The sequence below is a fragment of the Myxococcus hansupus genome, from assembly GCF_000280925.3.
Taxonomy (GTDB): Bacteria; Myxococcota; Myxococcia; order Myxococcales; family Myxococcaceae; genus Myxococcus; species Myxococcus hansupus.
The window spans coordinates 962,923-975,285 of sequence record NZ_CP012109.1 but is presented as its reverse complement, the minus strand read 5'-3'; the positions used below and the strand labels follow the sequence as shown (position 1 = coordinate 975,285).

Below are 12,363 nucleotides of genomic sequence, written 5' to 3'. Positions count from 1 at the left end.
AAGCCGCACCCTACCTGATGCGTGGCCAACGGCCACCCCTGCCTCGCATTCCCACCGCGCATCGTCGATACACATCCATTACCCAGGCTGAACGCCGCCCCCTGCGATGTGCACTGCTGCACGGCATGGCATCCCGGGTGCCCGATATCGCGGCGACGGGACACATCCTCCGGGACACTTCACGTCCATGCGCTACGCTCCGGCGACCACCGGAGGAGCGGCGCCATGACCTTCACGCTCAACGTCAACGGCACCAAGCACGCCATCGACGCCGAGGACGACACCCCGCTCCTCTACGTCCTGCGTGACGAGCTGGGGCTCCACGGCGCCCGCTACGGCTGCGGCGTGGGCCAGTGCGGCGCCTGCACCGTGCTGAGCAACGGCTCCCCGCTTCGCTCCTGCGTCGTCCCCGCCTCGGCCCTGGGAGAACGGTCGCTCACCACGGTGGAGGGACTCCGCGCGGAGGACGGTTCGCAACACCCGCTCCTGCGCGCCTTCATCGCCGAACAAGCCGGCCAGTGCGCCTACTGCATCCCCGGCATGGTCATGACCGCGGCGGCCCTGCTGAAGCACACGCCGCAACCCACCGAGGCCCAGATTCACGCGGCGCTGGACGCGAACCTGTGCCGGTGCGGCTCGCACAACCGCATCGTGCGCGCCATCCAGCGCGCGGCGAAGGAACTGGCGCCATGAGTGGAGACATCAGCCGCCGCTCGGTGCTCCAGGGCTCGCTCCTCCTCGCCTTCGCGCTCGCGGGTCCGCGCGCATGGGGCGCGGCGGCGGGCGGCACGGAGCTGCCGGGCAGCCTGCGGCGCAACCGCCAGCTCGACGCCTGGATTCGCATTGGCGCCGACGGCGTCGTCACGCTGAAGACGGGCAAGGTGGAGCTCGGCCAGGGCATCCTGACGGCGCTCGGACAGCTCTGCGCGGACGAGCTCGACATCCACCTCGACCGGTTGCACATCATCTCCGGCGACACCGCCGTCTCGCCCTATGAGGGCACCACGGCCGGCAGCAACTCCGTCTCCGAGGGCGGCAAGGCGGTGCGCTACGCGTCCGCGGAGGTCCGCGCGCTCCTGCTGCGCATGGCCAGCCAGCAGCTACGCGTCCCAGCGGAGCGGCTGCGCGTCACCGATGGCACCATCACCGCGCCCTCGGGGGGCGCTTCCGTCACCTACTGGAGCCTCGTCGGCGGCAAGGCGCTGAACCAGGTGGCCACGGGCACCGTGAAACCCAAGGCTCCTGGCGAGCGACAACAAGCGGGCCGCGCCGTGCCCCGCGTGGACCTGCCAGGCAAGATCGCCGGTGAGCCGAGCTTCGTGCAGGACTACCGGCCGGAGCGCCTGGTCCACGGCCGCGTCGTCCGCGCGCCCTCCTATGGCGCCACGCTGGAGTCCGCCGACGTCGCCACGGTGGAGCGCATGCCGGGCGTCCACACGGTCGTCCGCGACGGTGACTTCCTGGGGGTCATCGCGACGAAGGAGTGGCAGGCCATCAAGGCCGCCGCGACCCTCGCACGGAGCGCGCGGTGGAAGGAACAGGCCGCCCTGCCCGCGGACCCGTACGACTGGCTGCTGAAGCAACCCTCACGGGACAGCATCATCGAGGAGACGGTGCGGGTGACGGACGTCGCCCCCGAGCGCACGCTCGAAGCGCGCTACCACCGGCCCTACCAGATGCACGGCGCCATCGGGCCGTCATGCGCGGTGGCGGAGTGGGCTGAAGAGCGCCTGACGTTGCACACCCACAGCCAGAGCGTCTTCGACACCAGCGCCGCCATCGCGCGGATGCTGCGAATCCCCGTGGAGCATGTCCACGGGATGCACCTGCCCGGCTCGGGGTGCTACGGACACAACGGCGCGGACGATGCCGCCGCCGACGCGGCGCTCCTGGCCCGCGCCTTTCCCGGGCACCCCGTCCGGGTGCAGTGGTCCCGAGAGGATGAACACGCATGCGAGCCCTACGGCTCCGCCATGGTGCTGAAGGCGCGCGCGGGCGTGGATGCCGAGGGGAACGTGCTCGATTGGGATTATGAGCTCTGGTCCACGCCGCACGGCACACGGCCAGGCGGCGACCCGGGCAACCTGCTGGCGGGGCGTTCGTTGAAGGCGCCGTTTCCCATGCCCGTGCCAGGGGGCGGCGGGCCGCCGAACTACTCCGCGGACCGCAACGCCATCCCGCTCTACGACTTCCCCGGGCGGAAGGTGACGACCCATCTCGTCACGCGGATGCCCGTGCGCGTCTCCTCGCTCCGTGGCCTCGGGGCCTACGGCAACGTGTTCGCCATCGAGTCCTTCATGGACGAGCTGGCCCACGCGGCGAAGGTCGACCCGGTGGCGTACCGGCTCCGGCACTTGCAGGACGGACGGGCGAAGGCCGTCATCCAGAAGGCCGTGGAGCGGTTCGGCTGGAGCAAGACACCCCGCGCGCCCCAACGAGGCCGAGGCATCGGCTTCGCGCGCTACAAGAACATCGCGAGCTACTGCGCCGTCTGCATGGAGGTGGAGGTCGACGCCACCACGCACGCCATCCGGGTGCTGCGCGCGGTGCTCGTCGCCGACGCGGGCGAGGTGGTGAATCCGGATGGGGCCGCGAACCAGCTCGAAGGCGGACTCATCCAGTCGCTGAGCTGGAGCCTGAAGGAAGCGGTCCGCTACGACGCGCGGCGCATCACGTCGCGCGACTGGAGCACGTATCCCATCCTCACCTTCTCCGAAGTCCCATCGGTCGAGGTGGAGCTCATCGAGCGCCCGGGAGAGCCCTCCCTCGGCGTGGGCGAGGCCTCACAAGGCCCCTCCGCGGCGGCGCTGGGCAACGCCCTCTTCGACGCGACGGGCATCCGCCTGCGCGACCTGCCGCTGACGCCCGAGCGGCTGGCCAAGGCCCGCGCGGCACGCTGAACCAGGCCCACCTGCCACACGTTCGCCCGCGGCCCATCACGCCGGAAAGGCTCGACCGGAACGAGGCCTCATGGGAGGGTGCCGCCCACAATCGAAGGGTGCGGCGATGCGCGCCGCAGGACCACGGATGGTCGGGCCGCCATCCCCACCGGTGACACCACCGGAGGGGACTGTGCATGTCGACCACCTCCACCCCGGGGAATGCCCCTCTTCCGCCTGAAGCCTGGGAGCCGCTGCTGCGGCTCTCACGGTTCGCGAGCCGGCCGCTCGAGCGCTTCCTCCGCATCGAGGCCGCCAGCGGCATCCTGCTGCTCGTCGCGGCGGCCGTGGCCCTGCTCTGGGCGAACTCGCCGTGGGCGGAGAGCTACGCGCACTTCTGGCACACGCCGCTGGGCATCCGCGTGGGCGACTTCACCTTCGAGCGCAGCCTGGAATGGGTCGTCAACGACGGCCTGATGGTCATCTTCTTCTTCGTCGTGGGCATGGAGATTCGCCGCGAGATTCACCACGGCGAGCTGTCCACCTGGCGGCGCGCCGCGCTCCCCGTGGCGGCGGCGCTGGGAGGAATGCTCGCGCCGGCGGCGCTCTACCTCCTCTTCGCGAGTGGCGCCGGGACACGCTCCGGCTGGGGCGTCCCCATGGCCACCGACATCGCGTTCGCGGTGGGCATCCTCACCCTGCTCGGCAGCCGGGTGCCGCCCGCGCTCCGCGTCCTCTTGCTGGCGCTGGCCGTCATCGATGACCTGGGCGCCATCGTCGTCATCGCGCTGTTCTACTCATCCGGCGTGTCGGTCACCGGGCTGCTCGTGGCCGCGCTCGGGTTCCTCGGTATCTTCGCGATGCAGCGCTTCGGAGTCCGCTCGAGGGTGGCCTACATCGTCCCGGCGCTCGTGGCGTGGGCGGGCATCTACAGCGCGGGGATTCACCCCACGATTGCCGGGGTCATCGTCGGTCTCGTCACCCCGGTGCGCGCATGGCTGGGCACCGAGGGGTTCATCACGGACACGCAGAAGGAACTGGAGCACCTCGCACAGGCGCGGCCGGAGACGCTCACGTCCCACCATGTCGCGGAGGCCCTGCGCCGGGTGGGCGCCGCACGGAAGGAAGCGCTGTCACCCTCGGAGAGCCTGATTGCCACGCTCCATCCCTGGGTGGCGTTCGGCATCATGCCGGTGTTCGCGCTCGCCAACGCGGGCGTGTCCATCTCGAGCGGACCGCTCGATGGCGCGTCATGGACGGTGGTGACCGCCGTGGCCGTCGGCCTCATGGCGGGCAAGCCCCTGGGCGTGGTGACGGCGTGCTGGCTGACCCTGCGGCTGAAGCTGGGGACGTTGCCGCAGGGGCTGGGCTTCCGGGAGCTGGCGGTGCTGGGCGTCGTCGCGGGCATCGGCTTCACCATGGCCCTGTTCATCGCGCAGCTCGCCTTCGCGGATGCGGAGCTGCTGGCCGCCGCGAAGTTGGGAGTCCTGGCCGCGAGCGCGGGCATGGCCATCCTCGCGCTCATCCTGGGACGGGCCTTGCTTACCGCCTCGGCCCGGCCCGGCGCCGCGACGACGGTGGACGAGGCGGAGCGTTCGACGGCGTTGTGATGGCTGGAGACGCATCCTCCCGGCACCTGCCAACCGCGCGCTGAAGAAGTGAACGCCGCGGCCCCCTGGGCGCGTCGCCGTGACTCAGGGGGCCTCGACACGCTCCCAGGACGTTCCGTCCACCGTGGAGACAATCGAGTGCTCGCCCACGGACCACATAAGCCCGTCCGAGCACGACAGCGTGCGCGTCGTCGCCTTGAGCACCTTCTTCAAGCGCCCTTCCTCCAGCCGGAACACCCCCTCCACGCGCGAGAGACACAGGTGGCCCTGGAAGGCGGCGATGCCCAGGAGTCACCGGCCGCCACGGACCGAGGAGGTTCAGCGCCTTCCCCTTGCCATCCAGCGCGCAGACCGAGGCGATGTCGTCCGCCGTCTTCTGGGAGAACCACGCGCCGTTCTCGAAGAAGTAGACGAGCGTGTGCAGCGCACAGGTTCTTCATGCCAGACATGGAGACTCCGAATAGGAAGGCGCTCGCCCATAGCTGGCGAGGCCCGCGCGACGATGCGGCAACGCAACCGGAGCCCTGGCGACAGCGGGTCTGCTCAGGCAGGATTCGGCGCGCGTCCGGCATGTTTCTCGGGACGCGGGAAGAGACTGTGATGCGAACGTCGATGAAGTGCGTGGGCCTGTTGCTGTTCGTCCTGGGATGCGCGTGCGCGAGCACCAAGCCCCTCCCCACCGAACCCGTGCCACCGCATCAGACGTTCACGCTCGACTCCGCGAAGCTGAAGGAGCCCCGCCCCATCAACGTCTACCTGCCTCCTGGATACGCGGCGTCGGGAGACACCCGCTTCCCGGTGCTCTACATGCCCGACGGCGGCCTGAAGGAAGACTTCCCGCATCTGGCCACCACCGTCGACACGGCCATCCGCGCGGGTGAACTGCGGCCTGTCATCATCGTGGGTATCGAAAACACCGTGCGGCGCCGGGACATGACGGGGCCGACCACGGTGGCGACGGACCTGGAAGTGGCCCCCGTCACGGGCGGCTCCGCGACGTTCCGGGCCTTCATCCACGAAGAGCTGATGCCGGAGGTGGAGCGGCGCTACCGGGTGACGCAGGAGCGGGCCATCATCGGTGAGTCGCTCGCGGGCTACTTCATCGTGGAGACGTTCTTCCTCCAGCCGGACCTGTTCGACACGTACCTCGCGCTGAGCCCCAGCCTGTGGTGGAACGCGGAGTCGTTGGTGAATGGGGCGGGAGAATGGCTCGCGACCCATCCCGACCTGCGCGCGGGAATCTACCTGTCCTCCGCCGACGAGACGGACATCGGCCCCGCGGTGGCAAGGCTTCAAGAGTCCCTCCGGGCGAACGCCCCCGCGGGACTGAAGTGGGAGGTCGAGCCCCGGCCCGACCTGCGCCACGACAACATCTACCGGCAGAGCTCGCCTGGCGTGCTGCGCAAGTGGCTGCCCCCCGTGGCGACCACGAACGCGACGCCCTGAGCAGGGAAGCGCGCGCGGCCCGTCACGCGTCCCCCATCACCGCCTGCGGCGCTCGCCGGTGCTCGGCGGGCGTCGTCCCCGTCCAGCGGCGGAAGGCCCGGTGGAAGGCGCTCGCCTCCGAGAACCCGAGCAGATAGGCCACCTCCGGAATCGCGAGCCGACGGTCCTCCAGGTAGCGCAAGGCCAGCTCCCTCCGCAGGGTGTCGACCACTTCCTGGAGGGAGGTACCCTCATCGCGCATCCGCCGATGCAGCGTCCGGACGCTCATGTGGAGCCGCTTCGCGATGCGCTCATTCGTCGCGCCGCCACTCGCGAGCCCCTCCGCGGCATGCGCGCGCACCCGCTCGACCAGGCCCTGCACTTCGGGGAGCCGCGCGAGCAGCTCCCGCGTGTGCCGCTCCAACACCGTGGACAGTCCCGAGTCCGCCTTCAACAGCGGCGTCTCCAACACCGCTTGCGCCACCGACACACCGTTGTGCGGCTGCTCGAAGCGCGGCTCGCACCGGAAGACACGGACGTGCTCGGAGACATCGTCTGGCGCCGCGTGGTGGAAGGACACCCGTGAAGGAATCAGGTCCACGCCCGTGGCCTGCCTGGAGGCCACCATCAGGGCCGTCAGGATGAACTCCGCGACCTGTCGCGGCAGCGGCGGTAGCGAGGGCGGCAAGGCGTGTGTCAGGTGCGCCAGTCCTCCGGACACCGTCAGCCGCACCTGAGCGGCGTCGTGCAACAAGCGGTAGTAGCGCGTCAGCCGGCCCCAGGCCTCGCCCAGGGTGGCGCTGCTGCGCAGCGTGTAGTCGAGCACGTCGAAGGCGCCGGGCCGTACGGACTCCGCCGCGTGAATGCCCAGCGACGCGTCACCACTCAACCGCACCGCGCGGTGCCATACGTCGAGCGCGACTTCATGCGGCAGGCGCGCGTCGGCGTCCTCCAGGGCGGCGCGTGGGACGCCGGCCTCCTTCAGCAGGGGCTCGATGTCCATCCCCAGGGCCAGGAGCCGGCCGATGGCGGGGAGGACCGTCCGGCCCGACACCGTCGCTCCACTTCGCGTCGCAGGGCCGCGCATTGCGCCGAAACACTGGCCACCGGTGGCGAGGAGAGTCAACGGATTTGGCGGAGCCCGTCAGCGCCCGGACGCATCGCCAGCCCTATGCATGCGTCACGAACCGCAGCAGTCCCGACCCTCGGAGTCTCCCATGCACCGCGCCCCCAAGGCCTTCCGCACCATCGCCTCCACGTCTCCGGCACGGACGCTCGCCGCCGCCTGCCTGCTCGCCGCGGGCACCGCCCACGCGGGCCCCACGGTGGAGCTGGAGACGGACCCCGTGGCCCTGTTCCTGAGAGGAGGCTCCGGCCACGTGGCGCTCGCCTTCGACCACGTGCGCTTCAACCTGGGCGTCTTCGGCGCCCGGGTGCCCAAGTTCTTCCACGGCAACGACGACTGGACGCAGTCCACCTTGGGCATGAGCGCCAAGCTCGACTACTTCGGCTCGGACGTCCGAGGGCTGTTCGCGGGGCTGGAGCTGAACGTCACCCGCAACCGCTACACGCTGGACGAGACGGGCCAGCACGTCGTGGGCGCGGACGTCGCGGTGGGCCCACGCATCGGCTACCGGTTCGCGGTGACGGACCACCTCTACATCACGCCCTGGGTGGGCGTGTCCTACTCGGTGTTCCAGGACGCGGTGGAAGTCGACGGGCGCGAGTTCGAGACCTCGCGCTTCGGTTTCTTTCCCACCGTCCATCTGGGCTACCGGTTCTGAGGACCGTGCGCCGCGCGGAGGCACGGAGACTCCGCGCGGCACATCACACCGACTACTGCGGGGGCATCTGGTTCGGGTCCATCCAAGCCAGCTCCCAGTGGTGACCGTCCGGGTCGTAGAAGCTGCCGCCATACATGAAGCCCAGGTCCATGGCCTCCGCAGCGGGGGTGCCACCATTGGCCAGGGCAATCTTCACCAGCGCATCGACCTCCTCGCGGCTGGTGGCGGACACCGCATAGGTGCCGGCGGTGCTCTGCGTCGCGTCGTGCAGCGGCTTCTTGATGAAGTCCTTGAAGCGAGCATCCGTGAGCAGCATCACGAACGCGTCCTCACCCACCACCATGCAGGTGGCGTTGTCGTCGGTGAAGTCCTTGTTGAACTCGAAGCCCAGCTTCGTGAAGAAATCCACCGACCGCTTCAGGTCGGCCACGGGCAGGTTGAGGAAGAGCTTGCGGGGACGGCTGACCTTCATGTTCGCCTCCAGGCGGGATGGTTACGAAGGCTTTGACTGCCACAGCCGCCGGAAATCATCGGCCGACTTTTAAAAAGATGATCCGCCCCCCTTCGCCTACCGGGGCAGCTCCAGGGGGAGGCCGAACCGGGGGAATAACGTCTTCGCGTCGAGGAAGTGGGTCATTGCCGCGATGCGTCCACCGGCCATTTCGAGGACGATGAGTGACCACGGGTGCAAAGGGCCCCCGGAGCCGTCGTCGTGGTACTGGCCAAAGGCCGGTGAGCCGCACGCGGAGGCCGGCACCAACCGGGAGCCTCGGCAGACCGCCCCCCGGCCGAGGAACCAGCCGCGAATGGATTCGGGCCCCTGGAGCCACAGCGCGAACGGAGGCATCGACAGGGTGACCTCCTCGTGGAGCAGCGCCGTGAAGGCGTCCATGTCGTAGCGCTCGAACGCGTCCACGTAACGATTCAGCAACGCCGCCTGAGCGTCGGACTGAGGCGACTGGAAGTCGGTGTCCTCCAGGCCCAGGTCCGCCACCGTCGCCCGGGCGCGCTGAAGCGCGCTGTTGACCGAGGCCACCGACGTCTCCAGCGTCTCGGCGATCTCCGTGGCGGGCCAGCCCAGGACCTCGGCCAGCAGCAGCACCGCGCGCTGCTTCGGCGGCAGGTGCTGAAGCGCCGCGAGGAACGCGAGCCGGATGCTCTGGCGCAGCGCCAACCGTTCGGCGGGGTCCGCGTCCGAGGGCACGGCCAACGCGTCCGGGATGGGCTCGAGCCAACTGTCCGCGGGCAGCGGCGTCAACGGCCCGTCGATGGAGTACGCGGGCCCCAGCTCCATGGGCCGCGCGCGGCGCCCGCTCTTCGCCAAGGCGTCCAGGCACACGCGCGTGGCGATGCTGTACAGCCAGGTCCGAGGCGACGCGCGCCCCTCGAAGCGGTCCATCGCGCGCCACGCCCGCACCAGCGTCTCCTGGACGGCGTCGTCCGCCTCCGCGATGGAGCCCAGCATGCGGTAGCAATGACCGACGAGCGCCGTGCGGTGCTCCTCGAATCCAAACGCCAGCTTCCCCGAATCCGGAAGGTCCTTCATCGAGGGGCTGTCTATCAGTCCTGACAGGTCATGTCAGGGGCTTGGACAGGCGGCCCCGGTGTCAATCCACGCGCGGATGAGTTCGCCAAACACACGCTGTGTCCCTGGCACGGGTTCCAGCCCCGGGCCCGGGTCCCAGCCCCACCCCACCAGCACGTCCTCGGCCATGTGGTGGTGCAGTGCGTCCAGCGACTTGCCACCGTTGCGCGCGGGGTCCTTGAGCTGCTCGCAAATCTTCCCCAAGGGCACGCCCACCCAGGCCATCTCCGCGGGCGCCAGCGCCCATTTTGGATTCCCGGGCACGCTCCGCAACGTCGCGCCCACCAGCGGAGTGTTTCGCTCCTGGTGACAGGACGTACACGGCAGGGCTGGCGTGCCATGCCCGGTGGGCCCTCCCGTCACGGCGGGTATGTGCGGACGCTGGTTCATGCCCTGCCGGGGCACGCCATCCGCGGGGTGACAGTTGACGCAGCGCGGATGCGAAATCACACGCCCCGCCTCCACGAAGAGCGCGGCCGAGCGCGCCTTCTCGTCCGCGATGGAGGCGAACGAGGACACGGGCCGGAGCGTGTTCCCCGCGTCCGCGGCGGGCGGAGGGGGCGCCTCGGGAGCGGTCTTCGAGGACTTGCACCCCACCCCCACGCCCAGGCTGACGGCGCCCATCACGATGACCACGAACCCCTGTCGCCTCATTCGCGCTCCAGCTCCCGCACGACCGCCTCCGCGGCGCGCCGGCCGGAGACCAGCGCGCCGTCGATGGAGGCATTGTCACGATGGTCTCCACACACGAACAGTCCCGGCGACAAGCGCACGGACCGGTGCGGCGGCTCCAGCGCGTCCGGCGGCTGCGCGGGCAACGCGAGCGGCAGCGCATACGTGCGCAGGTGCCGCCACGCGGACACCGCGGCCCCGAACCACGCCGTCAGCTCCGCGCGGACCTCCGCCAGCAACGTGTCCAGGTCCGGCGTGGCGCCCACCACGGAGACCGACACGAGCGCCTGTCCGCGCGGCGCGTACGCTGGGGACACCTCGCTCATCACCGCCACGTTGTTCACCCGCCCCCGGCCCTCACCGTTGAGCAGCAACCAGGGCCCCTCCACGGGCGGCTCCGGCGCGGCGAAGTAGAGGCACGTCACGCGGTTCATCACCGGCGGCACCATGCCCGGAAGCAACCCCACCGCGCTCGCGGGGTCCGTGGCCACCACCACCGCCCTGGCGCCAATCATCTCTCCGTCCGCCATGCGCACGCGGTGGCCCCACACGTCCGCCACCGGCGCGCGCATCCGCAACATGCCCGGGGGAAACCGCGCGGAGAGCTGCTCCGGAATGGCCCCCATCCCGGACTCCGGGACCGCCGCGTACCCGCTGGCGAACATGCGGAAGACGAACTCCAGGAAACGGCTGGAGGTGGACAGCTCACGCTCCAGGAAGACCCCCGCGAAGAAGGGGCGCAGGAACGACTCCCGCATGGACGCGGTGAAGCCCAGCTCCTCCAGGTAGCGCCGCGAGGTGCGTGACGGACGTTGCCACACGTCCTCCACCTCGCCTGAGAGTGCGAGCTGCCGCAGCTCCAGCACGCGCAGCTTGTCTCCGAAGGTGCCCACCGGACCGAACAGGTGAGCGAGCGCATCCACGGGCCTGCGCAGCGGGTCCACCACCGTGTGCAGCTTGCCACCCCGCCACACCTTGGCGCCGGGGATGAACCGGCGGAGTGACAGCGCGTCCAGGTCCAGCATCCGCCGGCCTTCCGGATATGCCGACAGGTACACCTGGAAGCCTCTGTCTAGCAGGAAGCCCTCATGGACATCCGTGCGGACCCGGCCTCCCGGTGCATCGCTTCCCTCTAGCAGCAACACCTTCACCCGCGACGCGACGAGCGCCCGAGCGCACGCCAGTCCCGCGAGCCCCGCGCCAACGACGATGACCTCCGGATTCGACACGCGCGTTCCTTCCACTTTCCGCTCAAGAAAAGCGCCCACGCTCGCTTGATAAGCGTGGGAGGCGCAAGGGAGACTCAGTCGTGGTTGCGGGCAACAGACAGTTGATGCAGTAACACGGACACTCTGGAGCGAGAGAAAGCAGGTATCCCCATGTTGATCGTGATGCGACCCGACGCGACGGCCCAGGACATCGAGCGAGTGAACGATGAGATCCGCCGTCGTGGCTGGCAACCGCACGCGATTCCAGGGGGCACTCGCACGGCCATCGGCATCACCGGGAACCCGGGGGCCGTGGAGCCAGAGCCGTTCCGCGTGCTGCCGGGCGTCGCCGATGCCGTGGCCATCTCCCAGCCGTTCAAGCTCGTCAGCCGCGAGGTGAAGCCGGACGACACGCAGCTTCGCGTGGGCGACCTCACGATTGGCGGCGCGGCGTTCCATGTCATCGCCGGCCCCTGCTCGGTGGAGTCGCGCGAGCAGATTCTCTCCACCGCCCACGCGGTGAAGAAGGCGGGCGCCACCATGCTGCGCGGCGGTGCGTTCAAGCCGCGCACCAGCCCCTATGAGTTCCAGGGCCTCAAGGGCGACGGACTGGCGCTGCTGGCCGAGGCGCGCCAGGAGACGGGCCTGCTCGTCACCACCGAGGTCAAGGACACCGCGACGCTGCAGGCCGTGGCGGACGCGACGGACATCCTCCAGATTGGCGCGCGCAACATGCAGAACTTCAGCCTGCTGGAGGCGGTGGGCGACATGCGCAAGCCCGTGCTGCTCAAGCGGGGCATGAGCGCCACCATCAAGGAGCTGCTGATGGCGGCCGAGTACATCGTCGCCCGCGGCAACACCCAGGTCATCCTCTGCGAACGCGGCATCCGCACCTTCGAGACGATGACGCGCAACACGTTGGACCTGAACGCGGTGCCCATGCTGAAGGCGCTCTCGCACCTGCCCGTCTTCGTGGACCCCTCGCACGGCATCGGCGTGCGCAAGGCGGTGCCGGCGATGATGCGCGCGGCGACGGCGGTGGGCGCGGACGGCATCATCGTCGAAGTGCACCCCGACCCGCCGCGCGCGAAGTCAGACGGCGCCCAGTCGCTGGACTTCTCCGAGTTCGAGAAGTCCATGACCGAGGTCCGCGCCATCGCCCAGGCGATGGGCCGCGAAGTGGTCCGGCTGGGATAGGCG

General features: G+C 69.9%; 12 protein-coding genes. 6 read left to right on the top strand and 6 right to left on the bottom strand.

The features are described 5' to 3' along the window. Nucleotides 1-225 precede the first annotated feature (225 nt). From A176_RS04095 to nhaA, 3 genes are all read left to right on the top strand, one after another. Nucleotides 226-693, top strand: coding sequence for a (2Fe-2S)-binding protein (locus tag A176_RS04095; protein ID WP_002635886.1), 468 nt, complete (start codon nucleotides 226-228; stop codon nucleotides 691-693). After that, on the top strand, nucleotides 690-2,900 hold the full coding sequence (locus A176_RS04090) for a xanthine dehydrogenase family protein molybdopterin-binding subunit (RefSeq protein WP_002635887.1): 2,211 nt from the start codon (nucleotides 690-692) through the stop codon (nucleotides 2,898-2,900). The genes A176_RS04095 and A176_RS04090 overlap by 4 nt, the downstream gene beginning before the upstream one ends. Nucleotides 2,901-3,076: 176 nt before the next feature. Next, nucleotides 3,077-4,489 carry a Na+/H+ antiporter NhaA gene (nhaA, locus tag A176_RS04085; protein ID WP_002635888.1) on the top strand — a complete coding sequence of 471 codons (1,413 nt, stop codon included), beginning with the start codon at nucleotides 3,077-3,079 and terminating at the stop codon, nucleotides 4,487-4,489. Nucleotides 4,490-4,573: 84 nt separating this feature from the next. On the opposite strand, the gene A176_RS40750 is transcribed toward nhaA, so the two are convergent. Further along, a complete protein-coding gene (locus A176_RS40750; protein ID WP_257720804.1) occupies nucleotides 4,574-4,702 on the bottom strand; it encodes a hypothetical protein in 129 nt (42 codons plus the stop codon). Nucleotides 4,703-5,089: 387 nt separating this feature from the next. Here A176_RS40750 and A176_RS04080 point away from each other — a divergent pair, with 387 nt between their 5' ends. Then, a complete protein-coding gene (locus A176_RS04080) occupies nucleotides 5,090-5,935 on the top strand; it encodes an alpha/beta hydrolase (protein ID WP_044889711.1) in 846 nt (281 codons plus the stop codon). Between the two features lie 22 nt (nucleotides 5,936-5,957). On the opposite strand, the gene A176_RS04075 is transcribed toward A176_RS04080, so the two are convergent. After that, nucleotides 5,958-6,968 carry an AraC family transcriptional regulator gene (locus A176_RS04075; RefSeq protein ID WP_002635891.1) on the bottom strand — a complete coding sequence of 337 codons (1,011 nt, stop codon included), beginning with the start codon at nucleotides 6,966-6,968 and terminating at the stop codon, nucleotides 5,958-5,960. A 163-nt stretch (nucleotides 6,969-7,131) separates the two neighbouring features. Between A176_RS04075 and A176_RS04070 the strand changes: the two genes are divergently transcribed. After that, nucleotides 7,132-7,698, top strand: coding sequence for a hypothetical protein (locus A176_RS04070; RefSeq protein ID WP_002635892.1), 567 nt, complete (start codon nucleotides 7,132-7,134; stop codon nucleotides 7,696-7,698). 52 nt (nucleotides 7,699-7,750) lie between these two features. On the opposite strand, the gene A176_RS04065 is transcribed toward A176_RS04070, so the two are convergent. From A176_RS04065 to A176_RS04050, 4 genes are all read right to left on the bottom strand, one after another. Beyond that, entirely contained in the window at nucleotides 7,751-8,170 is a 420-nt protein-coding gene (locus tag A176_RS04065; RefSeq protein WP_002635893.1) for a VOC family protein, read from the bottom strand. 96 nt (nucleotides 8,171-8,266) lie between these two features. Continuing rightward, the gene (locus tag A176_RS04060) at nucleotides 8,267-9,244 is read right to left on the bottom strand and encodes a sigma-70 family RNA polymerase sigma factor (RefSeq protein ID WP_002635894.1); all 978 of its coding nucleotides are present in this window, start codon (nucleotides 9,242-9,244) and stop codon (nucleotides 8,267-8,269) included. A gap of 33 nt (nucleotides 9,245-9,277) precedes the next feature. Beyond that, nucleotides 9,278-9,937 (bottom strand): hypothetical protein, encoded by a 660-nt coding sequence (locus A176_RS04055; protein WP_044889712.1) that lies wholly within the window; start codon nucleotides 9,935-9,937, stop codon nucleotides 9,278-9,280. Continuing rightward, nucleotides 9,934-11,184: an NAD(P)/FAD-dependent oxidoreductase gene (locus A176_RS04050; RefSeq protein WP_002635896.1), complete on the bottom strand. Its 1,251-nt coding sequence runs from the start codon at nucleotides 11,182-11,184 to the stop codon at nucleotides 9,934-9,936. The genes A176_RS04055 and A176_RS04050 overlap by 4 nt, the downstream gene beginning before the upstream one ends. A 150-nt stretch (nucleotides 11,185-11,334) precedes the next feature. Here A176_RS04050 and aroF point away from each other — a divergent pair, with 150 nt between their 5' ends. Then, nucleotides 11,335-12,360 (top strand): 3-deoxy-7-phosphoheptulonate synthase, encoded by a 1,026-nt coding sequence (gene aroF / locus A176_RS04045; RefSeq protein ID WP_002635897.1) that lies wholly within the window; start codon nucleotides 11,335-11,337, stop codon nucleotides 12,358-12,360. Nucleotides 12,361-12,363 lie beyond the last annotated feature (3 nt).

What these genes read in the sequence shown, in the direction of transcription:
- aroF (WP_002635897.1), top strand. Translation starts at nt 11,335, where the DNA reads ATGTTGATCGTGATGCGACCCGACGCGACGGCCCAGGACATCGAGCGA.
- A176_RS04095 (WP_002635886.1), top strand. Translation starts at nt 226, where the DNA reads ATGACCTTCACGCTCAACGTCAACGGCACCAAGCACGCCATCGACGCC.
- A176_RS04090 (WP_002635887.1), top strand. Translation starts at nt 690, where the DNA reads ATGAGTGGAGACATCAGCCGCCGCTCGGTGCTCCAGGGCTCGCTCCTC.
- A176_RS04060 (WP_002635894.1), bottom strand. Translation starts at nt 9,244, where the DNA reads ATGAAGGACCTTCCGGATTCGGGGAAGCTGGCGTTTGGATTCGAGGAG.
- A176_RS04055 (WP_044889712.1), bottom strand. Translation starts at nt 9,937, where the DNA reads ATGAGGCGACAGGGGTTCGTGGTCATCGTGATGGGCGCCGTCAGCCTG.
- A176_RS04080 (WP_044889711.1), top strand. Translation starts at nt 5,090, where the DNA reads ATGCGAACGTCGATGAAGTGCGTGGGCCTGTTGCTGTTCGTCCTGGGA.
- A176_RS04065 (WP_002635893.1), bottom strand. Translation starts at nt 8,170, where the DNA reads ATGAAGGTCAGCCGTCCCCGCAAGCTCTTCCTCAACCTGCCCGTGGCC.
- nhaA (WP_002635888.1), top strand. Translation starts at nt 3,077, where the DNA reads ATGTCGACCACCTCCACCCCGGGGAATGCCCCTCTTCCGCCTGAAGCC.
- A176_RS04070 (WP_002635892.1), top strand. Translation starts at nt 7,132, where the DNA reads ATGCACCGCGCCCCCAAGGCCTTCCGCACCATCGCCTCCACGTCTCCG.